This is a genomic window from Terrirubrum flagellatum, assembly GCF_022059845.1.
GTDB classification, from domain to species: domain Bacteria; phylum Pseudomonadota; class Alphaproteobacteria; order Rhizobiales; family Beijerinckiaceae; genus Terrirubrum; species Terrirubrum flagellatum.
Map to the genome: position 1 here is coordinate 4,701,389 of NZ_CP091851.1, position 26,338 is coordinate 4,727,726.

At 64.5% G+C, this 26,338-nt stretch carries 25 protein-coding genes and 1 riboswitch; of the genes, 13 read left to right on the top strand and 12 right to left on the bottom strand.

The annotated features are described in order from the left end of the window. Positions 1-98: 98 nt before the first annotated feature. A complete protein-coding gene (locus L8F45_RS22780; RefSeq protein WP_342360121.1) occupies positions 99-794 on the top strand; it encodes a YggS family pyridoxal phosphate-dependent enzyme in 696 nt (231 codons plus the stop codon). A 33-nt stretch (positions 795-827) separates the two neighbouring features. Here the strand turns inward: L8F45_RS22780 and L8F45_RS22785 are convergent, their stop codons facing one another. Beyond that, complete coding sequence (locus tag L8F45_RS22785; RefSeq protein ID WP_342360122.1) at positions 828-1,364, bottom strand: L,D-transpeptidase family protein; 537 nt, start codon at positions 1,362-1,364, stop codon at positions 828-830. Positions 1,365-1,438: 74 nt separating this feature from the next. Here L8F45_RS22785 and L8F45_RS22790 point away from each other — a divergent pair, with 74 nt between their 5' ends. Then, complete coding sequence (locus L8F45_RS22790; protein ID WP_342360123.1) at positions 1,439-2,038, top strand: hypothetical protein; 600 nt, start codon at positions 1,439-1,441, stop codon at positions 2,036-2,038. A gap of 56 nt (positions 2,039-2,094) precedes the next feature. On the opposite strand, the gene mgtE is transcribed toward L8F45_RS22790, so the two are convergent. Further along, the gene (gene mgtE / locus L8F45_RS22795; protein WP_342360124.1) at positions 2,095-3,468 is read right to left on the bottom strand and encodes a magnesium transporter; all 1,374 of its coding nucleotides are present in this window, start codon (positions 3,466-3,468) and stop codon (positions 2,095-2,097) included. Between the two features lie 364 nt (positions 3,469-3,832). Between mgtE and L8F45_RS22800 the strand changes: the two genes are divergently transcribed. From L8F45_RS22800 to L8F45_RS22810, 3 genes are all read left to right on the top strand, one after another. Next, positions 3,833-4,519, top strand: a complete 687-nt coding sequence (locus L8F45_RS22800) for a response regulator transcription factor (RefSeq protein ID WP_342360125.1) — start codon at positions 3,833-3,835, stop codon at positions 4,517-4,519. 31 nt (positions 4,520-4,550) lie between these two features. Continuing rightward, positions 4,551-5,009, top strand: a complete 459-nt coding sequence (locus L8F45_RS22805) for a cyclic nucleotide-binding domain-containing protein (protein WP_342360126.1) — start codon at positions 4,551-4,553, stop codon at positions 5,007-5,009. Positions 5,010-5,097: 88 nt separating this feature from the next. Then, positions 5,098-5,967 (top strand): undecaprenyl-diphosphate phosphatase, encoded by an 870-nt coding sequence (locus tag L8F45_RS22810; RefSeq protein WP_342360127.1) that lies wholly within the window; start codon positions 5,098-5,100, stop codon positions 5,965-5,967. 25 nt (positions 5,968-5,992) lie between these two features. On the opposite strand, the gene L8F45_RS22815 is transcribed toward L8F45_RS22810, so the two are convergent. The 4 genes from L8F45_RS22815 to L8F45_RS22830 all read right to left on the bottom strand — a co-directional run bounded on the left by L8F45_RS22815 (position 5,993) and on the right by L8F45_RS22830 (position 9,836). Beyond that, positions 5,993-7,648 carry an FAD-binding dehydrogenase gene (locus tag L8F45_RS22815; protein ID WP_342360128.1) on the bottom strand — a complete coding sequence of 552 codons (1,656 nt, stop codon included), beginning with the start codon at positions 7,646-7,648 and terminating at the stop codon, positions 5,993-5,995. Positions 7,649-7,743: 95 nt separating this feature from the next. Beyond that, positions 7,744-8,556 carry an exodeoxyribonuclease III gene (xth, locus tag L8F45_RS22820; protein ID WP_342360129.1) on the bottom strand — a complete coding sequence of 271 codons (813 nt, stop codon included), beginning with the start codon at positions 8,554-8,556 and terminating at the stop codon, positions 7,744-7,746. Continuing rightward, positions 8,547-9,113: a 2'-5' RNA ligase family protein gene (locus tag L8F45_RS22825; RefSeq protein ID WP_342360130.1), complete on the bottom strand. Its 567-nt coding sequence runs from the start codon at positions 9,111-9,113 to the stop codon at positions 8,547-8,549. Before L8F45_RS22825 ends, xth begins: the two co-directional genes overlap by 10 nt. A 3-nt stretch (positions 9,114-9,116) precedes the next feature. Beyond that, a complete protein-coding gene (locus L8F45_RS22830; protein ID WP_342360131.1) occupies positions 9,117-9,836 on the bottom strand; it encodes an outer membrane lipoprotein carrier protein LolA in 720 nt (239 codons plus the stop codon). 178 nt (positions 9,837-10,014) lie between these two features. On the opposite strand from L8F45_RS22830, the gene L8F45_RS22835 reads away from it, so the two are divergent. From L8F45_RS22835 to L8F45_RS22855, 5 genes are all read left to right on the top strand, one after another. Then, the gene (locus L8F45_RS22835; protein WP_342360132.1) at positions 10,015-10,851 is read left to right on the top strand and encodes an EamA family transporter; all 837 of its coding nucleotides are present in this window, start codon (positions 10,015-10,017) and stop codon (positions 10,849-10,851) included. Positions 10,852-10,941: 90 nt separating this feature from the next. Next, on the top strand, positions 10,942-11,427 hold the full coding sequence (locus L8F45_RS22840; RefSeq protein ID WP_342360133.1) for a GNAT family N-acetyltransferase: 486 nt from the start codon (positions 10,942-10,944) through the stop codon (positions 11,425-11,427). 137 nt (positions 11,428-11,564) lie between these two features. Continuing rightward, positions 11,565-12,314, top strand: coding sequence for a COG4280 domain-containing protein (locus L8F45_RS22845; RefSeq protein ID WP_342360134.1), 750 nt, complete (start codon positions 11,565-11,567; stop codon positions 12,312-12,314). Further along, positions 12,311-12,526, top strand: a complete 216-nt coding sequence (locus L8F45_RS22850) for a hypothetical protein (RefSeq protein WP_342360135.1) — start codon at positions 12,311-12,313, stop codon at positions 12,524-12,526. Before L8F45_RS22845 ends, L8F45_RS22850 begins: the two co-directional genes overlap by 4 nt. 126 nt (positions 12,527-12,652) lie before the next feature. Continuing rightward, positions 12,653-13,540: a PhzF family phenazine biosynthesis protein gene (locus L8F45_RS22855; protein ID WP_342360136.1), complete on the top strand. Its 888-nt coding sequence runs from the start codon at positions 12,653-12,655 to the stop codon at positions 13,538-13,540. A gap of 177 nt (positions 13,541-13,717) precedes the next feature. Here L8F45_RS22855 and L8F45_RS22860 read toward each other — a convergent pair whose 3' ends face one another. After that, a complete protein-coding gene (locus L8F45_RS22860; protein WP_342360137.1) occupies positions 13,718-16,252 on the bottom strand; it encodes a DNA translocase FtsK in 2,535 nt (844 codons plus the stop codon). A gap of 121 nt (positions 16,253-16,373) precedes the next feature. Next, positions 16,374-17,882, bottom strand: coding sequence for a serine hydrolase domain-containing protein (locus L8F45_RS22865; protein ID WP_342360138.1), 1,509 nt, complete (start codon positions 17,880-17,882; stop codon positions 16,374-16,376). Positions 17,883-18,033: 151 nt separating this feature from the next. Beyond that, positions 18,034-18,200: riboswitch (FMN riboswitch) on the top strand. A 69-nt stretch (positions 18,201-18,269) separates the two neighbouring features. Between L8F45_RS22865 and L8F45_RS22870 the strand changes: the two genes are divergently transcribed. From L8F45_RS22870 to L8F45_RS22880, 3 genes are all read left to right on the top strand, one after another. Continuing rightward, positions 18,270-18,797: a 6,7-dimethyl-8-ribityllumazine synthase gene (locus L8F45_RS22870; RefSeq protein ID WP_342360139.1), complete on the top strand. Its 528-nt coding sequence runs from the start codon at positions 18,270-18,272 to the stop codon at positions 18,795-18,797. Positions 18,798-18,890: 93 nt separating this feature from the next. Continuing rightward, the gene (gene aidB, locus L8F45_RS22875; protein WP_342360140.1) at positions 18,891-19,709 is read left to right on the top strand and encodes an AidB family quorum-quenching N-acyl homoserine lactonase; all 819 of its coding nucleotides are present in this window, start codon (positions 18,891-18,893) and stop codon (positions 19,707-19,709) included. 192 nt (positions 19,710-19,901) lie between these two features. Next, entirely contained in the window at positions 19,902-20,438 is a 537-nt protein-coding gene (locus L8F45_RS22880) for a GNAT family N-acetyltransferase (RefSeq protein WP_342360141.1), read from the top strand. 21 nt (positions 20,439-20,459) lie between these two features. On the opposite strand, the gene L8F45_RS22885 is transcribed toward L8F45_RS22880, so the two are convergent. From L8F45_RS22885 to tesB, 4 genes are all read right to left on the bottom strand, one after another. Beyond that, positions 20,460-22,379 carry a DUF3857 domain-containing transglutaminase family protein gene (locus L8F45_RS22885; protein ID WP_342360142.1) on the bottom strand — a complete coding sequence of 640 codons (1,920 nt, stop codon included), beginning with the start codon at positions 22,377-22,379 and terminating at the stop codon, positions 20,460-20,462. A 966-nt stretch (positions 22,380-23,345) separates the two neighbouring features. Further along, positions 23,346-24,824 carry an ammonium transporter gene (locus tag L8F45_RS22890; protein WP_342360143.1) on the bottom strand — a complete coding sequence of 493 codons (1,479 nt, stop codon included), beginning with the start codon at positions 24,822-24,824 and terminating at the stop codon, positions 23,346-23,348. Positions 24,825-24,859: 35 nt separating this feature from the next. Beyond that, positions 24,860-25,198, bottom strand: coding sequence for a P-II family nitrogen regulator (locus tag L8F45_RS22895; protein ID WP_342360144.1), 339 nt, complete (start codon positions 25,196-25,198; stop codon positions 24,860-24,862). Positions 25,199-25,386: 188 nt separating this feature from the next. Continuing rightward, positions 25,387-26,256: an acyl-CoA thioesterase II gene (gene tesB / locus L8F45_RS22900; protein ID WP_342360145.1), complete on the bottom strand. Its 870-nt coding sequence runs from the start codon at positions 26,254-26,256 to the stop codon at positions 25,387-25,389. Positions 26,257-26,338 lie beyond the last annotated feature (82 nt).

A 26,338-nucleotide genomic window follows, 5' to 3' on the forward strand; every position in this document is an offset into this window, starting at 1 on the left:
CGCGCGAAGTCCTTGCGAAAGTCGCGCGGACTCAGACAGAATCGCTTTACGCGGTCAACCAGTTTGCGGCGCAACAGAGCGCGGCGTAAGGGTTTGACATGACTGTTTCCGCCAACCCGACATTTGATCCAGCAGCAATCGCCGCGCGATATGCCGAGGTGCGGGAGCAGATCGATCGCGCGGCGCGTGACGCCGACCGCGATCCCCACTCCGTTTCGCTGGTCGCTGTATCGAAGCTCTTCCCGGCGGAGGCGATCGCGCCGGTGCTGGCGGCGGGCCAGCGCGTGTTTGGCGAGAACTATGTCCAGGAAGCGAAGGCCAAGTGGCCGGCGCTCCGGGAGGCGAACGCTGATGTCGAACTGCATCTCATAGGGCCCCTGCAGTCGAACAAGGCGAAGGAGGCCGTCGCGCTGTTCGATGTGATCGAGACGCTCGATCGCGAGAGTCTGGCGAAAGAACTCGCCAGGGAGATCCAGAAGCAGGGACGCAGCCCGAAGCTGCTGGTGCAGGTGAACACCGGCGAGGAGCCGCAGAAGGGCGGTGTGGCGCCGGCTCAGGTTAATGCGTTTATTTCTCTTTGCCGGCAATCTTACTCGCTCGCGATTGAAGGGCTAATGTGCATTCCTCCGGCGGAGCAGCCGCCTTCGCCCCATTTCGCGCTGTTGAACACAATCGCGAAGCGCAACGGTCTGAAGCTGCTTTCCATGGGTATGAGCGCCGATTTCGAGCAGGCGATCATGCTGGGCGCGACGCATGTGCGCGTCGGAACCGCCATCTTCGGCCATCGAGGCTGAGAGATCGCCGGCTTAAAAATTTATTATAGCCGGCTATTTTATGTCGATCACGCTGCCTCGCCCCAACCTCGGAAGCAGCTTGCGAAGCTCGTTTGGCTCGAAGGCGACGCAGCCAGCGGTCGGGGTCATCCCCAGGCGACAGAGGTGAATGAACACGGCCGAGCCGCGGCCTAGGATGCGCGGCCGCGCGTTGTGATCAATTTCCAGGATCAGATCGTAAAGCCGGTCCTGTCGCCAAAGCCGATCGTGATTGGCGCCGGGCGCAACTTTCACAGGATGATTGTAGCGCCGATTGGAAGAGTCCTCGCACCAGCCGTCCGTCGGGCCAATCCGCCTCGTAGCCCAGCTAAACGACCGGTTCGGCCAGCGATCCCCGCGAAACCATGCTGTAAGCACTCGGAAGCGGCCGATCGGCGTCGTCCCGTCGCCTTCCCGTTTCAGCGCCGCCGGCCGCATCCCGGAGCGCCCGATAGCGCAGGGAATGGCGCGTCCGCCAACGATCGCCTTGGCCCGATGAATCGGATCAATCGACCGGCGGACGCGCAGAATTGAAAATTTCCGAGGCGCCATCTCGCAAAACTCTGGAATGCGCCTCGCGCCCCGTTATGCAAGGACGAAGCTCTGTTGGCCTCACATTATATCGCATGTCTGCAAGCAATTCCGGGCAGTCGGATGTCTCCGGAAACGGAGCATCGATCGATTCTCCTGCCACACCGCCGGCGGTCCGGCGATACCGTTACAGTTTTACCGGCGTCGCGTTTCCTCTTTTGTTTCTCGGGGTGATAGTGATCGTTTGCTTAGCAATGGCTTATGGTTCGCTGGATCCGGCATTCTACGCGCGCAACCATGGAGGACGATACGCTTGGTTCGAGGCTTTGATGAGAAGCACTCCGATTTGGCTCCGTGTGACGACATGGATTGCGCTTGCGGTGTTTGTGATTCTTGCCGCATCGAGACTACTCGCACGATTACTGAGCGTCGAAGCCGCGCTCGTTCTTTCTGCGGAAGGCGCTACTGGCTTCGAATACAGTATGCGTGGCGTGCGGCGCACAATCCGCTGGTCAGATATTTCGGGATTTCAGGCTTCGCACCGTGAGAGGATATTGCTTATCAACGGTGTCGATTGGAGCAGCGGTCCAACGCCGAAGAAAGTTACCTTGGTCGTTGATGCGAAAATGCTGGGTTACTCTGCGGCTGGTCTCGTGAAGGAAATCAACAGTTATCGCGATCTTTATCTGGAATAGGTGTGATCACCGCCCCGCAGCAGATACGCGGAACGGCGATCAATATGGGATCGAGCTTATAGAAGCGTCCCCTTCAGGAACACGAGCGCGACGCTGAAATAGATCACGAGGCCGGTGACGTCGACCAAGGTGGCGACAAACGGCGCCGAAGCGCTGGCGGGGTCGAAACGCAGCCTTTGCAGAATGAAGGGCAGCATCGAGCCGGCCACCGATCCGAAGGTCACGATGCCGATCAGGCCGAACGCGACCGTCAGCGCGATGAGCACCCAGTGCTCGCCATAGTCATAGATGCCGAGCGTCTGCCAGAGCGAGATACGCGCGACGCCGATGACGCCAAGGATTGCGCCGAGCGTCAGGCCCGAGGGAATCTCCCGCAGCGCGACCCGCCACCAGTCGCGCAGCCTGATTTCGCCCAGCGCCAGGGAGCGGATCAGCAGCGACGTCGCCTGCGAACCGGAATTGCCGCCGGAGCTCATGATCAGCGGGATGAACAGCGTCAGCACCACCGCCTTCTCGAGCTCGTCCGAGAAATGCTGCATGGCGCTGGCGGTGAGCATCTCGCCGAGGAAGAGCGCGCACAGCCAGCCGGCGCGCTTCCGGATCATGTCGAGGAAGCCGATCTGGAGATAGGGCGCGCCGAGCGCTTCGGCGCCGCCAAATTTCTGAACGTCCTCGGCGCTCTCCGCGAGGATCGCGTCGATCACGTCGTCCACCGTGACGATGCCGAGCACACGACGATGCTGGTCGATCACGGGGACGGCCAGCAAGTCATGGCGGGAGATGAGCCGGGCGACTTCCTCGCGATCCATTTCAGGCGTGACCGTCACCGGCTCGCGGGCCGCCGCCAGCGACTGGACCAACTGGTCTGGTTCGCCAGTGATCAGCGTGCGGAGCGAAACCGCGCGCAGCAGCGCCTGGGTCCGGGGATCGAGGACGTAGATCGCATAGACCGTCTCCCGCGTGCGCTCGACCTCGCGAATATGGCGGAGCGTCTCGGCCACGGTCGCCGTCGCGGACGCCGAGACGAACTCGGTCGTCATGATGCTGCCGGCGCTGTGCGGGGGATAGGCAAGAAGGGCGCGAAGCGTCCGCGCCGGCTCGGGCTCCAGCGTCGAGAGCAGAATCGTCTGCTGGTCACGATTGAGGCCGCGCAGCACCTGCGTCGCCCGGTCGGCCGACATGCCGCGAAGAATCGTCGTCGCGAGATCGCGCGAAACGGCAAGAATCAACGCGTCGGCCGAAGTCAGCTCCGGCCGATCAAATGCCTGCACGGCGAGATCAATCGGGAGTTCCGCCACGATCGCCGCGGCCTCCTCGGTCGAATGGTCGTTCAGGCTCTCGACGAGGTCGGCGACATATTGATGACGGGACACGACCGACCGCGCCTCGCGCGCGGCCTCATCCCGAACTTCGAGAAGGACTTCCTGCATGACTCACCTCGGGACTTTCCGCCGTCGCGGACCGGGTGAGTCGAACCCCTGGAATGAACCCCGGGATCAGACCCGCGCGGCCAGAGACGGCGCAGACAATCGACTGGGACTGTCGCTGGGCATGGGGTTTGGGTTCCTGTGAGCGTCCGGACGAACATTGTTCGCGGCGGAACGATCGCGCCTTGAACCTCCCCGTTTGCGAAGTCAACCGCGACCGGCCGCCGCAGCCGGCTGGCGGCGGATGAGGCGCTCGCGACGTTTCACGGTTGCGTCAGGGAAGGCGGCTTGCCTTGCCGCGCCTCTCTCCGCCAGATTACACCCCGACGCGACGCAGGCTCCCGAAAGCCGCATCCCAAGGCTTGAGATGTCAAATATTCATCAGCTCCTGCTCGTCGACGATGACGAGGAATTGCGCGCGATGCTGGCCGAACAGCTCGCACTCCATGAGGAGTTCGAGGTGCATCAGGCCGATGCGGCGGCGAAAGCGATCAATTTTGTCAAAGGCGATCGCGTCGATTGCGTCGTGATGGATGTCGGCCTGCCCGACATGGACGGGCGCGAAGCCGTCAAGATCATGCGCAAGAACGGCTTCCGCAGCCCGGTGATCATGCTCACCGGCCATGGCAGCGACGCCGACACCATCCTTGGGCTTGAAGCCGGCGCGAATGACTATGTGGTGAAGCCATTCAAGTTCGCGGTGCTGCTGGCGCGCATCCGCGCCCAGCTTCGCCAGCATGAAGGCAGCGAGGATGCGGTGTTCAGCGTCGGCCCCTACAGTTTCCGGCCGGGCTCCAAGATGCTCGTCTCCGACAAGGGCTCGAAGCTCAAGCTGACAGAGAAGGAGACGGCGATCCTGCGCTATCTCTATCGGGCCGGTCAGAAGGTCGTGCCGCGCGATACGCTCCTGCAGGAAGTGTGGGGCTACAACGCCCAGGTCACCACACACACGCTCGAGACTCATATCTACCGCTTGCGGCAGAAGATCGAACGCGACCCGTCGGAAGCGTCGATCCTCGTGACCGAGCAGGGCGGCTACAAGCTGGTGCCATGATCAACCCGGCTGCTTCCAGAACTCCCGCGCGATGAGTCTCGAAACGGACATGGCCGCGCTGGCGCAGGTGCGGCCCTTCTCGCTGCTGGATCGCGAGGCGCTGCGCCTCATCGCCTTCTCGGCCGAGCGCCGGAAGCTGCGCGCCGGCGACATCCTGTTTCGCAAGACGGCAGCAAGCTATGGCGGCGGCGTGGTGGTGTCGGGCGCAATCGCGCTCGATCCGCCGGAGGATGGTTCGCCGCCACGTCATGTCGCGCGCCGCGGCTCGCTCATCGGCGGCGTAGCGCTGCTCGCGCCGACCGACCACGCGGCGCAGTCGGTCGCGCAGGAAGACAGCGAAGTGCTTGTCGTCCCCCGACAGTTGTTCAAGCGCGTGCTCGACGAATTTCCGCAGCACGCGGTCGCGATTCACGCCAGCCTCGCCGAGGATCTGAAAAAGCTGACGCGCGAGACCGAGGCGATCAAACGCCGGCTCGACGCCTTGGGCTGAACGCCGCAGCGGCGCAAGGTCGCGTAGCGCCGCGCGCCGCCACACGCCAGAGAGATATATCTTCTCTTCTTCGCGTAAGGAATCCGTGATGGCGACTGCGTGTTCGGCCGGCCTCGACACGGGCTTTGCGGCGCTCGATGTCGGCAAAATGATCGTGCTCGGCGTCGTGCAAGGCGTCACCGAGCTGCTGCCGATCTCATCGACGGCGCATATGCGCGTGGTTCCGGCGCTGCTCGGCTGGCCCGATCCGGGCTCCGCCTTCTCCGCTTTGATGCAGCTTGCCGCGCTTGGCGCGATCCTTTCCTATTTCCGGCGCGATGTCGCCGAACTGATCTCTGCAGCAGCGAGTGTCGTCGTCAGGCGCGATCTCAAATCGCCGGGTTCGCGCGCGGTGATCGGCATCGTGCTCGCGACCGCGCCGATCGTCGTCGCCGGCGTCGCGTTGGCGCCCGTTCTCAACGCCTGCGGATCACCCTTGCGCTCTCTCTGGGTCATTGGCGCGAGCTGTCTCGTGATGGCGGCGCTGCTCGCTTTCGCGGAAATCAGGGCGCGGCATGTGCGAAATGCTGATGAGGCGACCTTGCGCGACTATGCGCTGGTCGGACTGGCGCAAGTCGGCGCGCTCATTCCAGGCGTGTCGCGATCCGGCTCAACTTTGACCGCGGCGTTGGGGCTTGGCTTCAAGCGCGCCGAAGCCGCGCGTCTCTCATTTCTGATCGGTTTGCCGGCGATTGCGCTGGCGGGAGGCAAGGAAGCGTTCGAGCTTCTGCGCGCCGGCCTTGATGCGCATGCCTGGATGCTGCTTTTCGTCGGGCTGATCTCAGGCGCGTTGGCGTCGTTCGTCGCGATCTGGGGTTTGATGCGTTATCTCGAGCACCTGCCGAGTTGGCCCTTTGTCGTCTATCGCGGCGCGCTCGGCGTATTCCTGGTTGGCGCTGTGCTGTTCCATTGGCTGTGATGGAAGAACGAGACGCGGCAAGAATTTAGCCGACAGCAGCGGCGGCCGCGCGCCCGGCGACGCGTCCGGAGAAGATGCAGCCGCCAAGAAACGTGCCTTCGAGCGAGCGATAGCCGTGCACGCCGCCGCCGCCAAAGCCCGCCGCTTCGCCCGCGGCATAGAGGCCGGCGATCGGCGCGCCGTCTGATCCAAGCGCGCGCGCTTCGAGATCGGTTTCGATTCCGCCGAGCGATTTGCGCGTGAGAATATTGAGCCTGACGGCAATCAGCGGCCCATGCGCGGGATCGAGAATGCGATGCGGCCGCGCTGTGCGAATCAATTTGTCGCCGAGATAGTTGCGCGCGCCGCGGAGCGCGATCACCTGCGCGTCCTTCGAGAAGGGATTCTCGATCTCGCGATCTCGCGCCTCGATTTCGCTCTTGATTTTCTTGTCGTCGAGCAGCGTTTCGCCAACGAGCGCATTCATACGCCGCACAAGTGCTGACAAGTCTTTCTCGACGATGAAATCTTCGCCCTTGTCCATGAAGGCCTGCACAGGCGCGGGCACGCCAGCGGTGGCGCGCTTCAGCACCATGCGCCAGCTTTTCCCGGTGAGGTCTGGGTTCTGCTCCGAACCCGAAAGCGCGAATTCCTTGGCGATGATGCTTCTGTTGAGAATGAACCAGGAATGATCGAATCCGGTCGTGCGGAGATGCGCGAGCGTCGCCAACGTGTCGAAGCCGGGGAAAAGCGGCGCCGGCAAACGCATTCCGCGCGCATCGAACCAGAGCGAAGACGGTCCGGGCAGAATGCGGATGGCGTGGTGGGGCCAGATCGGCGACCAGTTCGTTACGCCCTCGACATAATGCCACATTCGGTCGCCGTTGATGAGACGCGCGCCGCCTTGTTCGGCCGCGCCAAGCATCAGTCCGTCAACATGCTCGGGCACGCCCGAGATCATGTGCTCCGGCGGCGAACCCAATCGCGATGGCCATTGCGCGCGGACGAGGTCGTGATTTCCGCCGATGCCGCCGGACGCGACGATGATCGCCTGCGCTTTCAGAGCGAACGAGCCGATGAGGTTGCGCGAACTCGCCGCGCCGCGTGGCGTTTGAGTCGGCTCAAAAATATCTCCTTCGACGCCGTCGATCGGGCCGCCGCGTTTGCTGAGCGCAGTCACGCGATGCCGGAACCGAAACGATAGCGTTCCGCGCCGTTCCGCCTCGCGCGCGCGCCGCACGAAGGGCTCGATCACGCCCGGGCCGGTGCCCCATGTCACATGAAAACGCGGAACCGAGTTGCCATGTCCCGTCGCGCTTCCGCCGCCACGCTCGGCCCAGCCGACGACGGGAAACCAGCGCACGCCCTGCGCATGAAGCCAGCTTCGTTTTTCGCCGGCGGCGAAATCGACATAGGCTTCCGCCCATTGGCGCGGCCAGTGATCTTCCGCGCGATCGAATCCGGCCGACCCCATCCAGTCCTGGAGAGCGAGTTCACGCGAGTCGCGGATGCGCATGCGGCGCTGCTCGGGGGAATCGACGAAGAACAACCCGCCGAAGGACCAGAAGGCCTGACCGCCAAGCGATTGCTCGCCTTCCTGATCGAGAACGATGACGCGTTTGCCGGCGTCCGCGATTTCGGTCGCGGCGACGAGACCGGCGAGGCCCGCGCCGATGACAATGACATCGGCGTCGAGCGCCATGGCTTCCTCCGCCTCGCGTCTCATGCGCAATGGCGGGAAGTATGGCCCAGCACGCGAAGCGAGTCATGACCACGCACCTAGACCGGTCGGTCCACTCACAGGTCGAGCGTCGCAACGACGGGCACATGATCGGAGGGTCGCTCCCAGCCGCGCGTCGGGCTGACGATCTCGCCGCCAGCCAAAGAGCCGCCGAGCGCCGGCGACAGCCAGACATGGTCAAGGCGGCGGCCGCGATTGGAGAGCTGCCAATCGGCGGCGCGGTAGCTCCACCAGGAATAGAGCTTTTCCGGCTCGGGCCGAAGCTTGCGCATGACGTCGACCCATTGGCCGGCGGCGAGAGCGTCCTTCAGCTTGTCGGTCTCGATGGGCGTGTGGCTGACGATGTCGAGAAGCTGCTTGTGGCTCCAGACGTCATGCTCGTGCGGCGCGACGTTGAGGTCGCCGACCGCAATCGAACGCTCCTTCGCTTTGCGGCCGTCTGACCATTGCGTCAGCTCGTCCAGAAATTTGAGCTTGTGCGCGAATTTCGGATTGGCGTCGGGATCGGGAACGTCGCCGCCGGCCGGAATGTAGAAATTGTGGATCAGGATGTCTTTCGCCGGCCCCGCTTCTTTCGCCAGCTTCACGCTGATGTGCCGGCGATCCTCAAGGCCGCAGAAGTTCTGCCGGGTGACGTCGGCGAAGGGCAGCTTCGAAAGGATGGCGACGCCGTTGTAGCTCTTCTGGCCATGGATCGCGATATGCTCATAGCCGAGCTTCAGCGTCTCTTTCCGCGGGAAAAGATCGTCGATGCACTTGGTTTCCTGCAGGCACAGGATGTCAGGCGCCTTTTCGCGACAGAAGCGCGCCACCTGTTCGAAGCGCAGGCGCACGGAATTGATGTTCCAGGTGGCGATGGTCAGACGCATGGAGTGGAATCGGAGCTTTCCGCGGACGGCGGCAGGCGATGGCTTTCGATGAGGCTGACCGGCGGAAAGGTCAAGCAATCCGCGCGATCGAACACGGCGTCTATATCTCCATCAAACCTCGCGGCGAAGGCGAGCGCGTCCGCGCGCCGGTCAGCGGGGATTCGGGTCGCGAGAGTGCAATGGGGAATCCAGCCGTCCGGACGGTAATGCGGATGGCAGAAAGTCGGGTCGATGATAGCGTGGACGGCGCGATGAATCCGCGACAGGACGGGCGAAGGGTTCGGCGCCAGCCAGAGGATGAGCGGATCGGCGTCGAAGCTCGCGATGCGTGTGAAACGCAGCCTGATCGCCTGCTCGCCGGCGACGGCTCGGGCCAAAGCGGCGCGCGCCGCTTCCTCGGAGACGTCGGTCGTTTCCCAGATCGCCAGAGTCAGATGCGGGGGATAGCCGACCGCCCGCAGGGAGGGTGTGCTCTCATAGGCCGCGGCGGCGTCCCAAAGCTTTTCGATAGACGCGGCTGACGGATTGCCAGCCGCGAGGCAAAGAGCCAACGCCACGCGCTACCGCAGCACGCGCTCGTAATTGATTACGAACTTGCCGGGGTCGGTGCGCGCGTTGGGCTCGATGTTCGACAGGGCGACGAAGGTGTCGTTGCCTTGGGGGTCGCGGATGCGCCAGTTCTTGAGGGTGAAGGTCCTGGCGTCGAAGGTCAGCGTGATGCGCGAGACGCCACCCAGCGTGTTCTTGTCTTCGAGCGTCACCGTCGCGTTGGCGCCTTCCGCCGTGGTGCGCAGCACGGTCGTGTCGCGGGTCAGATCAAGCCGGTCCTTCAGCAGGAATTTCAGCGGCGTCTGGCCGATGGCGTAGAGGTCCTGGGTCGCCGCCTTGCGGTCGCGCACGATGACCGAGGTGCCGTCCGACACCACCTCGATCACGGCGGGCGGGTCATATTCGAAGCGCAGTTTGCCCGGCTTCTGGACATAGAGCCGACCGCGATACTGTTTGCCGTCGCCGCCGACCTGGGTGAAGTCGCCGCTCAGACTGGTGAGTGAGTTGAGATAGGTGTTGGCGCGTTCAATCACCGCGCCCTGATCAAGCGGCCCCTCCGCCTTCGCCGGCTGGACCGGCGCGGCGGGCGTCGGAATCGGCGCTGTCGCCGCGGATGAGGAGGAGCCCGGCCGCGCCGGCGGCAGGGGCGGGTTCTGCGCAACCGCGAGAGAGGCGGAAAAGATGAGACCGCCGGCGAGCGCGCAGCGGGTCAAGGCGAGAGGCAGAGGCATTCGCGACCAATCAGCAAATCAATAGCTGGTTCCGCTATCGATATGGCGATTTGAGGACTTTTGCAGCCATTCATCACGCGCGCTTGCGAAAACCGTCAGGAGCGAAACGTCGTTGACTCGAAATCTATCTTAGTAGAATTTCTGTCCATCATTGTGAATGCCTGCGCGGCGAAAGCTCATGAATCCGATCCATATCGCTGCGGCGCTGCTGAGCGCAGTGCTTCATGCCGGCTGGAACGCCGCGGTGAAGGCGAGTCCCGACCCGAAAGCGGCGATGACGGCGCAGATGGCCATGGCTGCGGCGATGGCGCTGCCGGGATTGTTCTTCACTGGCCTGCCGGCGCCGGCGTCCTGGCCGTGGCTTGCCGCCTCGACCATCCTCAACCTCGCAACCGTCACCGCCCTTCTTCGCGCCTATGAGCTGTCGGGCTTCGGCGTCGCCTATCCCGTCGTGCGGGCGCTGTCGGTGCTGCTCGTGGTTCCCCTGTCCGCGAATTTAGCCAGCGAGACGATCAGCCCGTGGGGGCTTGCCGGCATGGCGCTCGTGATTTCGTCGCTGCTGCTGCTCGCTGTCGGCGACGCCCGTCACAACGGCCTGCCGCGCGCCGCCTTCATCTGGATCGCAATCGCCGGCGTCGCCACCGCAGCCTATGTCATGTGCGACGCGCAGGGGGTGCGGCGCGCCGGCTCGCCTCTCGCTTACGGATTCGCTGTTTCGATCACCAACGCGATCGTCATGTCCTGGCGCCAGAATGCGCTCGCGACGCCATGGCGCGACATTTCGCGACAGGCCGTGCGCGCCATCCCCATCGCGATCGCCTCGGTCGCGTCCTATCTCCTCATCCTGTGGGTGTGGAGCGTCGCGCCGATCGCGCCATCGGCCGCGCTGCGCGACACCAGCGCGGTATTTGCGCTCGTGATCGCGATCCTTTGGCTGAAGGAGCCCTTCACGCGCGTGCGCCTTGTTGCGATACTGCTCTCGGCGGCTGCGGTGCCTCTGTTGCGATTTTCGTAAAAGACGGCGAACGCCTGTCACAGAATCTCCCCAAGCGCTCCGTTAGAAATGAGGGCGCGACGGCAACGTGAGTCCGAGAGGCTCGATTTCATGTCGATCAATCTGCGAATCGCGACGGTGGACGATCTCGATGCGCTCGCCCGGCTCAACGAACCGGTGCAGCAGCTTCACGCGCGGCTCTATCCCGCCGACTTCAAGGCGTCGCCGGAAAGAGCGGAGGTGAAAACCTTCTTCGCCGCGCGTCTGGCGGATCCGAAAAGCACGATCGCTCTCGCTGAAGTCGACAGGCGGCCAGCGGGCTATATCTGGTTCGACTCGGTGATGCGGCTCGAGAGCGCGTTCAAGCCCGAGCGTCGCTGCTTCTATATCCATCAGATCTCCGTGGACCCGGAATTTCGCCGGCGCGGCGTCGGCGCGGCGCTGATGCGCTGCGTCGTCGACGAAGCCACATCGCTCGGAATCCCCGACATCGAGCTCGACACCTGGGCCGCGAATCAGGAGGCGCATCGATTTTTCGAGGCGCAGGGATTCGCGACGCTGAAGCTGGTCTACAAGCGCCGCGCCGAATCCCGGTGATCGCGCTAGAGCATGGCGCGAAAAAGTGGGAACCGGTTTTTCGCTCAAGCCATGCTCTAAACTTTTGGAATCGATCACGTTCCCGCATTTTGATTGATTCAATCAAAATACGGCGTGATCTAGGGCGGAGGGGCCTGATGTTTTCCTGGGCCACGGCCGCGCCGGCGGTCTCCGCCGCATTCTTTGCGTCGCTCGTCGAAGTCGTCGAGGCCTTCACGATCGTGCTCGCAGTCGGCACGGTGCAGGGATGGCGGCCTGCGCTGCAGGGGACTGCGGCCGGCCTCGCGCTTCTCGCCATCATCGTGATCGCGCTCGGGCCGATGCTCGACGATATCCCGCTGCAGGCGCTGCAGCTCGTGATCGGCGTGCTGCTGCTCCTGTTTGGACTGCGCTGGCTGCGCAAGGCGATCCTGCGCGCGGCGGGAATCGTCCCGCTGCATGACGAAATGAAGGCCTTTGCGAAAGAAGCTTCGCAGCTTCAGGATGCGATCACGCGCGCCGACGCGCATCTCGACTGGCTGGCGGGACTGGCGGCCTTCAAGGCGGTGGTTCTCGAAGGTCTTGAAGTTGTGTTCATCGTGATCGCGGTCGGCGCCGGGCGCGATCTGCTCTGGCCGGCCAGTCTTGGCGCGCTCGCGGCTTGCGCTCTCGTGCTTGCCATCGGCCTCATCGTTCACCGGCCGCTGGCGCGCGTGCCCGAGAATCTCCTGAAATTCGGCGTCGGCGTGATGCTCTCGGCGTTCGGCCTGTTCTGGACCGGCGAGGGACTGGGCGTCGACTGGCCGGGAGCGGACCTCTCTATTCTGGGCTTCGCTGTCCTTTTCCTGCTCGTCGGGCTGGCGGGCGTTGAAATGGCGCGTCGCCCGCGCGCGGAGACCGCACGATGAACGTGCTTTCGCTTCTCGTCCGCGAACTTGTCGGCCTGTTCATCGACGACGAATTTCTCGCGATCGCGGTGCTCGCTGTGGTTCTCCTGACCGCCGGACTCGCCTTCTGGACCGATTGGCCCAAATTGCTGGATGGAGCGGCGCTCATTCTTGGCTGCGTCGCCGTGCTCATGTCGAGCGTCTATCAGGCGAGTCGGAAGGACAGGGCGTAGCAATCCTTTGTCGGCTGACATCGGCCGAGCCATCATCGCCGTTCAAGCGTTCCGCCACAAACAATCATTGGTCGCGCGAGCGGCGCTGACAGACCATACGCGTTAGCGCAAATTCTGGAGGCGCCCATGCCCGCCTACGCCTTCGAGACCGTCGACGTCTTCACCGATCGCCGCTTCGGCGGCAATCCGCTCGCCGTCTTCACCGATGCGCGGGGACTGTCCGACACAGACATGCAGTCGCTCGCCGCCGAGATGAATCTGAGCGAGACGACGTTTGTTTTGCCGCCTGAGAATCCGGCGCACGCGGCGCGCGTCCGCATTTTCAATCGCACCGCCGAGATGCCATTCGCCGGCCATCCCAATGTCGGCACGGCTTTCGTTCTCGCGCGCCAGGGGTGCGGCGCAAACGACACGCTGCTGTTCGAGGAGATGGCGGGTCTTGTCGAGGTGAAGGTCATGCGCGATTCCGCCGGCGAGGTCGCAGGCGCCGTGATCGCCGCGCCGCAGGCGCTGTCGCTCGGGATCGAACTGCCTGTCGATGGAGTCGCCGCCTGCGCAAGTTTGACCGCCTCCGACATCAAGGCCTCGGCGCATCGCCCGGTTCAGGCGTCGGTCGGCGTGCGCTTCGTGCTGACAGAAGTGAAGGCCGACGCGCTGGCCGGCGCGGGGCCCGACGTCGCCGCGTTTCGCAAGCTTGAGGCGGCGCATGCCGAACTCGAGGGGCGGCTGTCGCTCTTTCTCTATGCGCGCGACGGGAATCGCATTCGCGCCCGCATGTTCGCGCCGCTCGCCGGCACTTTCGAAGATCCCGCCACGGGTAGCGCCAGCGCGACGACGGCGGCGCTGCTTCTGTCGCTCGATGGCGGCGACAAGGCGGAATTCACGCTGACGCAGGGCGTCGAGATGGGGCGGCCGAGCCTGTTGCACCTCGCTGCGCATCGCGCTGCTGATGGATTCCGGGCGACGGTTGGTGGCGGCTGCGTGCCGGTGTTTCGGGGAGAGGCGACGGTTTAGAGCATGATGATTTTGGATCGAATCATGCCACCGTCATCCCGGGACGCGCGCAGCGCGGGCCCGGGACCCATCGCGCCGCTGCACAATTGCTTGGGTTCCGGGCTCGCGCCTTCGGCGCGCCCCGGAATGACGGTGGAAATGTTCAAAGCTGATCACAGCACGCTTTAGCCGCGTCGCTCAGTCGTCATCCGTCATCGCGTGCTGCGGAGACTCCATCAGAATCTCGCGCTTGCCCGCGTGGTTGGCCGGGCCGACGATGCCCTCCTTCTCCATGCGCTCCATGAGCGAGGCGGCTCTGTTGTAGCCGATCTGCAGACGGCGCTGGATGTAGGAAGTCGAGGCCTTCTTGTCGCGCAGAATGATGGCGATGGCCTGATCGTAGAGATCGCCGGAGCCTGAACCGAACTCGCCCTGATCGAAGACGGGCGAATCTCCGCCTTCCTCACTCGGGTCTTCGGCCGTGACCTCTTCGAGATATTGCGGCTTCGCCTGGCGCTTCAAATGCGCGACGACCTTCTCGACCTCGTCGTCGGCGACGAAGGGGCCGTGCACGCGCTGGATGCGCCCGCCGCCGGCCATATAGAGCATGTCGCCCTGGCCGAGGAGCTGTTCCGCGCCCTGCTCGCCAAGAATGGTGCGCGAGTCGATCTTCGACGTGACCTGGAAGGAGATGCGCGTCGGGAAATTCGCCTTGATCGTGCCGGTGATGACGTCGACCGAGGGACGCTGCGTCGCGAGGATGACATGGATGCCGGCGGCGCGCGCCATCTGCGCGAGACGCTGCACAGCCCCTTCGATCTCCTTGCCGGCGACCATCATCAGGTCGGCCATCTCGTCGACGATGACGACGATGTAGGGCAGCTTGCCCAATTCCATCGTCTCCTGCTCGAAGATCGGCTCGCCGGTTTCGCGATCAAATCCCGTTTGAATGGTGCGCGAAATCTGCTCGCCCTTCGCCAGCGCCTCGCCGACGCGCGTGTTGAAGCCGTCAATGTTGCGCACGCCGAGCTTCGCCATCTTCTTGTAGCGATCCTCCATCTCGCGCACGGCCCATTTGAGCGCGACGACGGCTTTTTTGGGATCGGTGACGACGGGCGTGAGCAGATGCGGGATGCCGTCATAGACGGAGAGTTCGAGCATCTTCGGATCGACCATGATCAGCCGGCACTCGTCCGGCGTCAGCCGATAGACGAGCGACAGAATCATGGTGTTGATCGCAACCGATTTGCCCGAGCCGGTGGTGCCGGCGACAAGCAGATGGGGCATGCGCGCGAGTTCGGCGATGACAGGCTCGCCGCCGATCGTCTTGCCGAGGCAGAGCGCAAGCTTCTGCTTCGAGGTCTCGTAATCCTGCGACGCCAGCAATTCGCGCAGGAACACCGTTTCGCGCCGATGGTTCGGCAGTTCGATGCCGATGGCGTTCTTGCCCTGGATGACGGCGACGCGAGCGGACAACGCGCTCATCGAGCGGGCGATGTCGTCGGCCAGCGAAATCACGCGCGATGATTTGGTGCCGGGCGCCGGTTCGAGTTCGTAAAGCGTGACGACGGGACCGGGGCGCACCGCCGTGATCTCGCCCTTGACGCCGAAATCCTCGAGCACGCCTTCGAGCAGACGCGCATTCTGTTCGAGCGCATCCTGCGACATCAAAGGCGCCGTCGATTTCCTGGGCTCGGCGAGGAAGGTGAGGCGCGGCAGTTCGTAGCCGCTCTCCTTGTCGAGCAGCGAAGGCTGGCGCTCCTTCTCGATGCGCTTGCCCGACTTGGTCGCAACGGGCGGCGGCGCGACGCGCGACTGCGGCGCCTGCCTGACATAGTCGGCCTCGATGGTGCGCGGCTCGATCGTCGGCGGCTCGTCCAATTCTTCCTCCGGCGCATCGAACACAGGCTCCCGCCGCATGCCCGCGCGTGGTTCGACCCGTTCTTCGCTCTCGCGGGCGGCGACGCGCGCCGCCATTTTGGCGCGGCCATAGGCGACGCCGCCTTTCAACGCGCGCGCGATCGCGGCTCTTGCCGACAGCAGCCAGTGAACCAGCGCGCCAAGCCAGATGATGGCGAGGCCGGGCTCGGAATCGCGGTCGCTGGAATCATCATCGAGCTGGCGCAACCGACGCTCGGATGGCTCGGACTCTTCCTCTTCGCCGGAATCGCCGAAACTTACGGAGCCGGTCAGGAACAGGATGGCCATCGCGGCGAACAGGATCGGCGCGAAGGCGGCGAGCGGCGAGGAGACGGTCGAAATGGCGTTGCGGGCCGCGCCGATCAGCACGTCGCCAACCGCGCCGCCGAGACCGCCGGGCAGCGGCCAGCGATCGGCGCGCGGCAGCGCGCTCAGCATGGCGGACGCCGAGAGGAAACCGGCGATCCAGGAAACGATGCGCCAGACGCGTCCGGGGAAAGGCCGCGCGGCCAGCAGCCGCACGCCCCAGACGGTCGGCGTCAGGAGAAAGGCGATGATGGCGAGGCCGAGAAGCTGAATCGCGAGATCGGCAACGACGGCGCCGGGCGCGCCAAGGAGATTATGCGTTGTCCCCTTGGTGGCGTGGTTGAGGCTCGGGTCCTGCACGCTCCAGGTCGCCAGCGCGACCGCGCAGGCGGCGGCGCCCGCAACGAGGGCGAGACCAACGGTCTCGGCCGCCCGCCGCGAGGCGAATTCCTTGACCGGATCGGGGATCCAGTCGGTCAGGCGCGCGCGGTTGCGCGTGGTTCGCATGAGCGATCCTCGGAACGTCCCTCGCGACGAACGCTTGGCGTCCGGCGGGGCGAAAATCTGGATTCTGAAACTAGCGACGAGGCGGTTAAGGCGCGCTTAACCCTGCGGGTCGGGCGGCGTCTCAGACGCGGTTGAAGGTCAGCCCCCGGCTCCGGTTCGTCACGAGCCGAACCTTGTCGCCTTCAAAGGCCAGACAGAAGCGCTTCGGCCAGGGCCCGTCCGACGTCTCGGCGATGAAGCGGCCTTTGCCGAGCGGCGTCAGCGGCGCGGACTGCCGCGTCGGGCCGATTCCCATGACGAAACGATCATCCTCTATGGCGAAAGAGGCGCGGAAACTCTTGTTAGACCAATCGGTCTGGTTTGGTGGCCGTTCATCGCTGCGCACAGGGATGAATTGGCGCGCGACGTGGCTGATTTCGCCCGAGATCGCCTCGCCCTCCTGTCTCAGCCGCACCGGGAAGTGGGCGGAGAGGGAGACGAAGGACCCGTCGCCCGCGGGATAGAGAGTCTCGCCGCTGCCGAGGAAGGAGGCGACGCCATCCTTCACCTCAAGCCAGGAAGGCCCGGTTTCGGCGGCGTAGAGCCCTTCGGCCAGATCGCAGCCGGGCGCGGGCGGCTTCTCGCCATGGAGCGCCGCCATCACGCGCAACGCCATGCCGAAAGGAAGGGTGTCCTCGCGGTTCGAGACGAGCGCCACGCCCGCCTGCGCGGCGGAATCGATCAGAAAATAAGCCTTGTAGCCGGCGTGCGAGCCGCCATGGCCGAAGAGTTCGCGCCCGCCGATGACAGTTCTGGCGAGGCCGAGCCCATAGGCGGTAGGGCGGCCATCCCCAAGAAACCGCGTGGCGGAGAGCTGCGGAAGCAGGCCCCGAGCGGGATCGCGATCGGCCATCAGCGCCTGAAGCCAAGCGCCGAGATCGCGCACGCTGCCGATCAGGCAGCCTGAGGCCGAGAGATGCAGGCCCGAAGTTGTCAGCCGCCACCCCTCCGGCGATTTCCAGTAGCCGGGCGCCAAACCCTTCACGGGCTCGGCCCAAGTCTCGGGCGCGACAAAGTGTAGACCGATCGGTCTATTAAGCGTTTCGTCGAGCCAGGTCTGGAACCGGGCGCCCTTCGCCTCCATCGCCGCGTCGAGCAGGCGATAGCCGGTGTTGGAGTAGGAGATTTCCGATCCCGCGGGGAAATTCAGCGCGTCGAGATCGCCGACGAAATCGAGGATCGCCGCTTTCTCGCTCACCGTCGCGAGGCCGACGCCGAGCAGTGAAAGGCATTCGCGGACGTCTGGCAGGCCGCCAGTCATATCGAGCGCCCGTCCGGCGGTGACGCCCGCCAGCGGTTCGCGCAGGTTGGGGAGATGGCGGCCAAGCGGATCATCGAGCCCGATGCGGTCGCCTTGGCGCAACATCATCGAGGCGAAGACATGCTTGGTGATCGAGGCGTAGCGGGAGACTGTGTCGGCCGAAAACTTCGCCCCACTCGCGAGATCGGCGAGGCCGCCGCAAGTCTCCGAACGGATGCGCGTCGCGTCGAACAGGGCGATCGCGCCGCCGGGCTCATCGTCGCGCCAGCCTTCGGCGATGCGCGCCGCTTCTTCCGCCGCGGCGCTCCAGCGCAGGTCCTGTCCGCTCATCAGCGCCTCCGTCATGTCGTCTTAGCGTTGGATCGCGGAGCCGTCCCTTGCACGGCGATCATGGCGGCTCTTCGCCGGTCGGCGGATCGCCGTTCTTGACCGTGACGCTCGCGCAGCCGATTTTGCTCGCGCGCCTTTCATCCCGAACGGCGCATGTTCTCAGGGCGGGGTGAAAGTCCCCACCGGCGGTAAGCGCGAGCGATCGCGCAAGCCCGCGAGCGCTCTTCGGTTCGCCCATTCCGGGCGCCGCCGAAGAGGTCAGCAGATTCGGTGTGATTCCGAAGCCGACGGTCACAGTCCGGATGAAAGAGAACAGAACGCGTCGCAAGCCGGCCTGCGAGGGCCGGCCGCTGCGCGTTCGAACGCCCTGATTCTGGTGAGGAAGCCATGAATCAGATCTTGAATCAGACTGCTCTCGAAAATTCGCATTCCGTTCCCGACGTTCGTCCGCCGACGCGAGGCTCCGGCGATCGCGTCGCTTTCATCCAGGCTTGCTGGCACAAGGAGATCGTCGATCAATGCCGCATCGCCTTCATGGAAGAGGCGGAACGGCTTGGCCTTCAGCCTGCGTCGATCGACGTCTTCGAAACGCCGGGCTCGTTTGAAATCCCGCTGCAGGCGAAGACGCTCGCCGGGAGCGGGCGCTACGCCGCGATCGTCGCAGCGGGGCTCATCGTCGATGGCGGCGTCTATCGTCATGAATTCGTCGCCGACGCCGTGATCAGCGCACTGATGCGGCTGCAGATGGAGGTGTGCGTGCCTGTGATCTCCGCCGTGCTGACGCCGCAACGTTTCCATGATCATGAAGATCATCGCCGGTTTTTTCGCGATCATTTCCTGATCAAGGGTCGCGAGGCGGCGCAGGCCTGCATGCGCACCATCGATAATATCGCGGCCGCGCGAAAGGCGGCGTGACGATCACATCTTGGATCGGGATCGCCGCGCGGACTTCGCGCGGCGATCAATCGCCTGTACGAGACCTCATACTCATCGCCAGAGGTCGTTCCGATGACGCAGCCCCGCCGTTTTGGAGCCTACGAAATTCTCCCGCTTTTCGACGGCGTCTTCGAGCATTCCTCGGACGCGCTGATTCACGCCGATGGCGCCGAGGCGCGCGAGCGCACGATCGCGGCATGGGGCGATCCGAATTTTCGCTTCGACGTGAACTGCTTTCTGCTGCGTGGGCCGGATGGGCTGACCCTGATCGATTCCGGTTGCGGCTCCGCCTGGGGCGCAGCCTTTGGCCATGCGCGCGCAGCGCTGCGGGATGCGGGCGTCGCGCCTGACGACATCAAGCGCGTCCTGCTCACGCATATTCATGGCGATCACGCGCTGGGATTGTTCGAACGGGATGAGCCGTACTTCCCGCGCGCGGAGATCTGGGTGGCGCAGGACGATCTCGATTTCTACACCAGCGCCGAGGCGCGCGAGAAAACGCCGGAAGCGCGGCGCACTGCTTTCAAGCTGACGGAGCAGCTTCTGAAGATCTATGGCGACCGCGTTCGCGGCATTCCCATGGGCGCGATTCTGCCCGGCGTCGAAGCCATGTCGCTGCCCGGACATACGCCGGCGCATACTGGTTATCTCATCGGCGAAGGCGGCGACCGGCTGCTCATCTGGGGCGACGCGCTCCATTTTGGCGATTTCCAGGCGGCTGATCCCAAGCGCGGCCTGAGCTTCGACATTGATCCCACGACGGCGGTGCGCACGCGCTTTTCGATGCTCGATCGCGCCGCCCGCGAGAACTGGGTCATCACCGGCAGCCATCTCAAGGGCTCCGGTCGCATCGAGCGCGCCGGCGAGGGCTTTCACATCGCCGCAGCTTGATCGCAGGCGCATTCCCGTTATCCTGGGCGCATGATCGCCGCGCGCGCCATCGTGATGCTTAATTCGACGCACCCTTGCGGGGGCGCCGGGTTGGCTTTGCGCTAGTCGCAAGCGATCACCCTGCGAACCCTGCCGAGGCGAGCAGGGTCCGCAAGACTCCAGGCTCTCCTCGCATTGAGATGGAGAGCGAATATGAGTCCGGAGGCTGCGCCGCCTGACAGCGCGTTAAAATCAGAACTCTCAAGCCTGACGATCCGCGCGACGCGCGTGGACGATTACGAGGCGATCGCGACGCTGGTGAACCTGCCGGGCTTTCGCGCCGGCACGCTGCGGCTGCCGTTCCGCAGGCCGGAGCTGACGCGCAAATGGCTGGAGACCCAGAGTCCCGATGATGTCAGCATCGTCGCCTTGCGTGATGGCGTCGTCGTTGGGCAGGCGGGACTTGAGCGTCAGGGCGGACGCCGCTCGCATGCGGCGCGCCTCGGCATGGGCGTGCATGATGATCATTGTGGGCAGGGCGTCGGCGGGACGCTGCTGAAGGCGCTTATCGACGCCGCAGATGACTGGCTTGATCTCAGGCGCATCGAACTCACGGTCTATGCCGACAATGCGCGCGCGATCCGGCTCTATGAGAAGTTCGGCTTCGAGAAAGAAGGCGTGTTGCGCGCCTACGCCTTCAGGGCCGGCGTCTATGTCGATGCGCTCGCGATGGCGCGGCTGCGGATGTAAGCCGCCCTCCTGGGGACGCCGTCAATTATCGTCGTCCGCGTCCTTTCCGCCCTCCGCGCCGCCCGAAGCGCCAAGGAAAAGGCGCGCCATGTTCACGTCGCGCATGGCGGCCCCGAGCACGCGCCGCGAGGATGCGATCTCGCTCGCGCGACAGACGACGCCGTCGCGTTTCCATTCAAACAGCCGACGAACAGAAAGAACGCCGCCGTCGAACTTGTAGTCCGCCATATAGCGCGAACGCGCATCGGCGACGTCGATCGGCTCCGGCGTCTTCTGGAGCTTTGCGCCGTCGGGGAAATGCACGATCACATTTTCCTCGTAGCGCAAGGGAAGACAGGAGAAGGGAATTTCACGCTCTTCCCTGACCGCTTTCAGAAGGCGCGGGAATGGCCGGTCGAAAATCCGTGGGCCGGTTGGAATCCGTATCCCGTCCGGGCCGGCGCGCATGAAATTCGCCTTCAGCTTGAAACTCGCCTTGAGTGTGGCGGGATCGGTTCGCGCATTGGCGTCGGCGAAATCATAACGCGCCGAACCTTGCCAGTTCTGGTCCTGAAGGGTTTTCGTCGCTGCGGCTTCCGCGCCGCTCGCCGCGGCCGCGCGCGCGCCGGCGAGAACGCGGCTGCTGGCGGAGCCATTTCCTGTCAGCGCGGAGACGCCCGACGCAGCGCCATCCGCCGCGATCGTGACGTCGGCGGTGTGGCGATAGGAAAAGGCCTCGGGCGCGACTGTGGGGATGCGCGTAAATTTTGCTTCTTCGCCGTTGAATACGAGAGCCGGCTTGCCGAAGAGACGCGTCTCCAGCGGGCCGAACACGCTCGTGGACGCAGTCGGGTCCACATAGAGATGAAGCGTCGGCAGATAGAGAATGATGTGGTCGAATTGGCTGACCGCGAACGGATAGGCCTCATAACGCGGCGCGAGATTCACCAGCGCGTAATCCGCAGGCACGCCGGCGGCGCGCAGCAGCGCGCGCATCAATGTGACATGGTCCTTGCAGTCGCCATAGAGATTGGCGAGCACTGATCCGGCGTCGCGCGGCACCCAGCCGCCGGCGCCAAGCACGATATTCACATAGCGGACATTGCCCGACACCCAGTTGAAAATCGCTTCCGCCCTGGCGCGATCGTCATTTTTGCCGTCGACAAGTTTTTTCGCGAGCGCTTCGATTTCGGGCGTGGGATCGGACTTCGTTGCGCCTTCGCGCCAGAAGCCCTGCGCAACGGCGGTCCAGTCCTTGAAGGTGGAGAAGTAGAAGCGCGGTTCATAATCGAAAACATCGACGGAATCGGCCTGGAACGGCGCATAGGGCCGTTCGATATAGACGAAGCGATGGACGATGCTGTCGCCCTGCTCCTCGACCGCATGGTCGAGACCGTTTTGCCAGACCCGCAATCCCGCGCTTTTCGGCGCGCGCACGGTGACGGTCGCGCCGGAGCGGCGAACATAGCGCGGAAACGCCTGAGACCAGGACACGCCGTCGGGAAGCAGCGCGCGCGTTTGCCGGAGGCGCGTCGTCGCTTCGACTTCGTCGCCGACCGCAACTTCCGGAAAGATCGTCGTGTAGGTTTTCTGATCGACAAAGAAATGCAGCGCTTCGGGAGCGGCCGCTGCGGCCTGGACGAGCGTTTTCGAGGGATCGACCGGAATGCGCCGCCCGTCCGGCTTGATGGTCGCGGCGCTGATCAGCGCATAATCGTAGAAATGCACATTCACCGTATCGCGATAGGTTCCGAGCGGCTGCACGCCGGCCGCGCTGAGAATCTTGCCGCGATAGCGCGCGGTCATGGTGACCAGCCCGTCGTCGCCGATGACGATCTCAATGTCATCCGAGCGCGAAAAAGGCGCGTCCGCCGGCGGAGAAACGGGTTGCGCCGACGCCGACGCGGAAAGGCCGAAGCAAAGTCCAATCAGCGCAGCGACAGCGACGAAAGCGTTTCGCATCTGTCCCCTCCCGGAGCAGCCGCGCCGAGCGCGCGCAATACCGAAAAAACAAAGCATCGCGCGACCACTGACGTTGCGCAACCCGTCGCGCTGATGGCGGCGCAATGCGGCGAACCGGCGGCGGCGCTTCCGGCCGCGGCGTTGATGCGCTCCAGAAAAATATTGAGCCCCGGGAAGCGAATGCGTGAGGAACCGGGGCCAGCGGTTTTACGTCAAGTTCCGGCGCTTGCGGGCAAAGAATGAATTGAAATCGGCGGGAATCCCGCCCTTGACATTTTCAGATTAAATTCCTATTATTGGCGTGTCTTCCGCCGCTGGGCGTTTCCGGACCGTAACGGAGGTGGGCGGCAAGAGCGACGGCGAGCGGTAGCAGCGGTTACGACTCGTGTCTTAAGTTCGCGCGCCAAAAACCTGGTCCTGGCCCGACGCCTCGGGCGGTGCCCTTCGGGGCATCGTATGGAGGGTAAATCAGGGTTCGACTCCACAGGGGCAGGCGATAAGGCGCAAACGTCGCGCGCGGGGCGTCCGGTCCGCCTGTTCTGGCGACTGGCTCCTCAAAAACACCTTCTGCGCGCTCCGCCAGTAGCGCGCGGACCCACGACGCCCCGCGCCCCCTTTGAGGGGCAGGATGCGAAGGACGAGAGATCAAAGCCGATGGGACTTCAGCCGCCGCGAAAGCGGGCGGGGATTTCGCGCGCCTATCTTTCCGCCGTCATTCCTGGGCCGAGCGCAGCGAGGAGCCCGGAACCCAGAAGATGGTTCCATTGGCGCGATCTCTGGGTTCCGGGCTCGCTCCTTCGGAGCGCCCCGGAATGACGAACCGGATAACGAAAGGCGCGCGCCTCCTCCCGAGCGGGGAAAAGGGAGCCGCACAAGGCAAAGAAAAACCGGCGCGGAGTGATCCGCGCCGGTGGAAGGCAGGCTCCGAAAAAAGGAGCCGGGAGGAACCTTGTTGAAGAGCGCCGCTCAGTAGTTGTAGGCGCGCTCGCCATGCTCTGCGACGTCGAGGCCTTCGCGCTCGACTTCCTGCGGCACGCGCAGGCCGATGATCACATCGACGATCTTGTAGAGGATCGCCGAGCCGACGCCGGACCAGACGAGTGTGGTGAGCACCGCCTTGACCTGCGCCCACACCGCCGGACCGAACTCGTAGGCCGCGACAACCATCTCGCCCGGCTTCGTGGTGTAGTCGGGGATGCCGACGCCGCCGAGCGAGGGATTGACCAGGATGCCGGTGCCGATCGCGCCGATGATGCCGCCGATGCAGTGCACGCCGAACACATCGAGCGAGTCGTCGTAGCCGAACGCGTTCTTCACCGTCGAACAGAAGATGAAGCAGACGGCGCCGGCGATGAGGCCGAGCACGATCGAGCCCATTGGTCCGGCGAAGCCCGACGCCGGCGTCACGGCGACAAGGCCGGCGACGACGCCAGAGGCGAGGCCAAGCAGCGAAGGCTTGCCCTTGGCGGCCCATTCGACGAACAGCCAGGCGAGGCCGGCCGCGGCGGTGGCGACAAAGGTGTTGATCATCGCCAGCGCGGCCGTGCCGTTGGCTTCGAGGTTGGAGCCGGCGTTGAAGCCAAACCAGCCGACCCAGAGCAGGGCTGCGCCAATCATCGTCATCGTCAGCGAGTGCGGCGCCATCAGCTCCTTGCCGTAGCCGACGCGCTTGCCGATCAGGAGAGCGCCCACCATGCCGGCGATGCCGGCGTTGATGTGAACGACCGTGCCGCCGGCGAAGTCGAGCGCCCCCCACTTGTAGACCAGGCCCGCATCCGCGGTGACTTCGTCGAGCTTGACCTGCGCCGCCTTCTTGGCCGCTTCGTCAGCGCCTGCCGCGACCGCCTTCGCCGCATCGCCGAGCGCGTCCGGGCCGGCCCAGTACCAGACCATGTGCGCGATCGGGAAATAGATGAAGGTCACCCAGAGCGCGATGAAGAGCACGAGCGCGGAGAAGCGAATGCGCTCGGCGAAGGCGCCGACGATCAGCGCCGGCGTGATGCAGGCGAAGGTCATCTGGAAGCAGACATAGACCAGCTCAGGGATAACGACGCCGTTCGAGAAGGTCGCGGCGGTCGAATCCGGCGTGACGCCCTTGAGGAAGATCTTGTCGAAGCCGCCGATGAAGTCGTTGAGGCCGCCGCCGCCGGTGAAGGCGAGGCTGTAGCCATAGACGCACCAGATGATCATCACGAGGCATTCGATCATGAACACTTGGGTCAGCACCGACAGCATGTTCTTGGTGCGCACAAGGCCGCCATAGAACAGCGCCAGGCCCGGCACCGTCATCATCAGAACCAGCACCGTGGCGATCATCATGAAGCTGGTGTCGCCCTTGTTCGGAACAGGTCCCGCGGCGAGCGCGGGCCCGGCCGCCAGGGCGGCGACCCCGGCCCCGATGAGCGCCGCGCTCCCCAGCGAACGGCAAAGACGGGTGAATGACATCAATGGAACTCCTGAGTGTTTTTTCGTTGGAAGGATCAGAGGGCGTCGACGTCGGTTTCGCCGGTGCGGATGCGAACCACGCGCTCGATCGAGGAGACGAAGATTTTACCATCGCCGATCTGGCCGGTGCGGGCGGCGCTGGTGATCGCTTCGACCACGCTGTTGACGAGCGGAGAGTCGACCGCGACCTCGATCTTCAGCTTGGGCAGGAAGCTCACGGCGTATTCCGCGCCGCGATAGATTTCGGTGTGGCCCTTCTGCCGGCCGTAACCCTTCACTTCTGTGACCGTAAGGCCATGCACGCCGATCGAGGTCAACGCGTCGCGCACCTCGTCGAGCTTGAACGGCTTGATGATCGCCATGACGATCTTCATCGCTTGCAGCTCCCTGGACAAACGCGGCGCCGGAGGGAGGCCGCGCGAAGACGATTAACAGGGAGTGGCAATCAAGGGTCGTGCCAGAAACCGGGCGGACCGCGCTTGCCCGATTCCGGCCATCATCAGGCTGACGCGGCGGGACTCGCGGCCAGTTGGCGGGCAGCGTGATTAAATATTGGGCGCCTTCACGGGCGATGGTCTTCAGCGCGCCGAAGCCGGATGAGACCTTCCTGAGCGACGGAAGCGACCAGCGCGCCGTCGCGGCGGAACACCGAGCCGCGGGCGAAGCCGCGGCCGCCGCCGCTGAATGGCGTCTCCTGGGAATAGAGCATCCAGTCGTTCATGCGGAACGGTTTGTGAAACCAGATGGAGTGATCGAGGCTCGCGCCCTTGAAGGCGTTCTCGATCAGCGTCCGGCCGTGGGGGATGAGGCTGGTGTCGAGCAGCGTCATGTCCGACGCATAGGCCAGCGCGCAGCAATGGATGAGCGGATCGTCCGGCAGCGGCGCGATTGCGCGGAACCAGACATTGAACAGGCGCGGCCTGGCGCCCGGCGTGAGATAGCGTTCGAATTCAACCGGTTTCAGTTCGATCGGCCGCTCGCGTTCGGAATGAGCCCTGAGGAGTTGCGCCAGCGGCGCGTCGCCCTCGACCGCGATCTCCTTCGGCAAGTCCTCGGGGGCCGGCACGTCAGGCATTTCGATCTGATATTCGAGACCCTGTTCCTCGGTCTGAAAGGAGGCCGAGAGCGAGAAGATGGCGCGGCCATGCTGGATGGCGATGACGCGGCGCGTGGTGAAGCTGCGGCCGTCGCGAATGCGGTCGACATTGTAGATGATCGGCACCGTCGGATCGCCCGGCAGAAGGAAATAGGCGTGCATCGAATGGGGCAGGCGCCCGTCAACCGTGCGGCAGGCCGCCATCAGGGCCTGGGCGATGACAAGGCCGCCAAAAATCCGCTGCCAGCCGACCTGCGGGCTGCGACCGCGGAACAGGTTGTGCTCCAGCGGTTCGAGGACGAGAATGTCGAGGAGTTCCTGAACCGTCTTCGCCATGCCTTCGCAACCTCTCCTTCGCCGTGATGTGGACCGTCCGCCGGAAGAGGGTCAAGCGGCGGGCGCGATTCGCGCCTGTTAG

Excerpts from the sequence above, each read along its gene's own strand:
- L8F45_RS22780 (WP_342360121.1), top strand. The coding sequence starts at position 99 with ATGACTGTTTCCGCCAACCCGACATTTGATCCAGCAGCAATCGCCGCG.
- L8F45_RS22785 (WP_342360122.1), bottom strand. The coding sequence starts at position 1,364 with ATGGCGCCTCGGAAATTTTCAATTCTGCGCGTCCGCCGGTCGATTGAT.
- L8F45_RS22790 (WP_342360123.1), top strand. The coding sequence starts at position 1,439 with ATGTCTGCAAGCAATTCCGGGCAGTCGGATGTCTCCGGAAACGGAGCA.
- mgtE (WP_342360124.1), bottom strand. The coding sequence starts at position 3,468 with ATGCAGGAAGTCCTTCTCGAAGTTCGGGATGAGGCCGCGCGCGAGGCG.
- L8F45_RS22800 (WP_342360125.1), top strand. The coding sequence starts at position 3,833 with ATGTCAAATATTCATCAGCTCCTGCTCGTCGACGATGACGAGGAATTG.
- L8F45_RS22805 (WP_342360126.1), top strand. The coding sequence starts at position 4,551 with ATGAGTCTCGAAACGGACATGGCCGCGCTGGCGCAGGTGCGGCCCTTC.
- L8F45_RS22810 (WP_342360127.1), top strand. The coding sequence starts at position 5,098 with ATGGCGACTGCGTGTTCGGCCGGCCTCGACACGGGCTTTGCGGCGCTC.
- L8F45_RS22815 (WP_342360128.1), bottom strand. The coding sequence starts at position 7,648 with ATGGCGCTCGACGCCGATGTCATTGTCATCGGCGCGGGCCTCGCCGGT.
- xth (WP_342360129.1), bottom strand. The coding sequence starts at position 8,556 with ATGCGTCTGACCATCGCCACCTGGAACATCAATTCCGTGCGCCTGCGC.
- L8F45_RS22830 (WP_342360131.1), bottom strand. The coding sequence starts at position 9,836 with ATGCCTCTGCCTCTCGCCTTGACCCGCTGCGCGCTCGCCGGCGGTCTC.
- L8F45_RS22835 (WP_342360132.1), top strand. The coding sequence starts at position 10,015 with ATGAATCCGATCCATATCGCTGCGGCGCTGCTGAGCGCAGTGCTTCAT.
- L8F45_RS22840 (WP_342360133.1), top strand. The coding sequence starts at position 10,942 with ATGTCGATCAATCTGCGAATCGCGACGGTGGACGATCTCGATGCGCTC.
- L8F45_RS22845 (WP_342360134.1), top strand. The coding sequence starts at position 11,565 with ATGTTTTCCTGGGCCACGGCCGCGCCGGCGGTCTCCGCCGCATTCTTT.
- L8F45_RS22850 (WP_342360135.1), top strand. The coding sequence starts at position 12,311 with ATGAACGTGCTTTCGCTTCTCGTCCGCGAACTTGTCGGCCTGTTCATC.
- L8F45_RS22855 (WP_342360136.1), top strand. The coding sequence starts at position 12,653 with ATGCCCGCCTACGCCTTCGAGACCGTCGACGTCTTCACCGATCGCCGC.
- L8F45_RS22860 (WP_342360137.1), bottom strand. The coding sequence starts at position 16,252 with ATGCGAACCACGCGCAACCGCGCGCGCCTGACCGACTGGATCCCCGAT.
- L8F45_RS22865 (WP_342360138.1), bottom strand. The coding sequence starts at position 17,882 with ATGAGCGGACAGGACCTGCGCTGGAGCGCCGCGGCGGAAGAAGCGGCG.
- L8F45_RS22870 (WP_342360139.1), top strand. The coding sequence starts at position 18,270 with ATGAATCAGATCTTGAATCAGACTGCTCTCGAAAATTCGCATTCCGTT.
- aidB (WP_342360140.1), top strand. The coding sequence starts at position 18,891 with ATGACGCAGCCCCGCCGTTTTGGAGCCTACGAAATTCTCCCGCTTTTC.
- L8F45_RS22880 (WP_342360141.1), top strand. The coding sequence starts at position 19,902 with ATGAGTCCGGAGGCTGCGCCGCCTGACAGCGCGTTAAAATCAGAACTC.
- L8F45_RS22885 (WP_342360142.1), bottom strand. The coding sequence starts at position 22,379 with ATGCGAAACGCTTTCGTCGCTGTCGCTGCGCTGATTGGACTTTGCTTC.
- L8F45_RS22890 (WP_342360143.1), bottom strand. The coding sequence starts at position 24,824 with ATGTCATTCACCCGTCTTTGCCGTTCGCTGGGGAGCGCGGCGCTCATC.
- L8F45_RS22895 (WP_342360144.1), bottom strand. The coding sequence starts at position 25,198 with ATGAAGATCGTCATGGCGATCATCAAGCCGTTCAAGCTCGACGAGGTG.
- tesB (WP_342360145.1), bottom strand. The coding sequence starts at position 26,256 with ATGGCGAAGACGGTTCAGGAACTCCTCGACATTCTCGTCCTCGAACCG.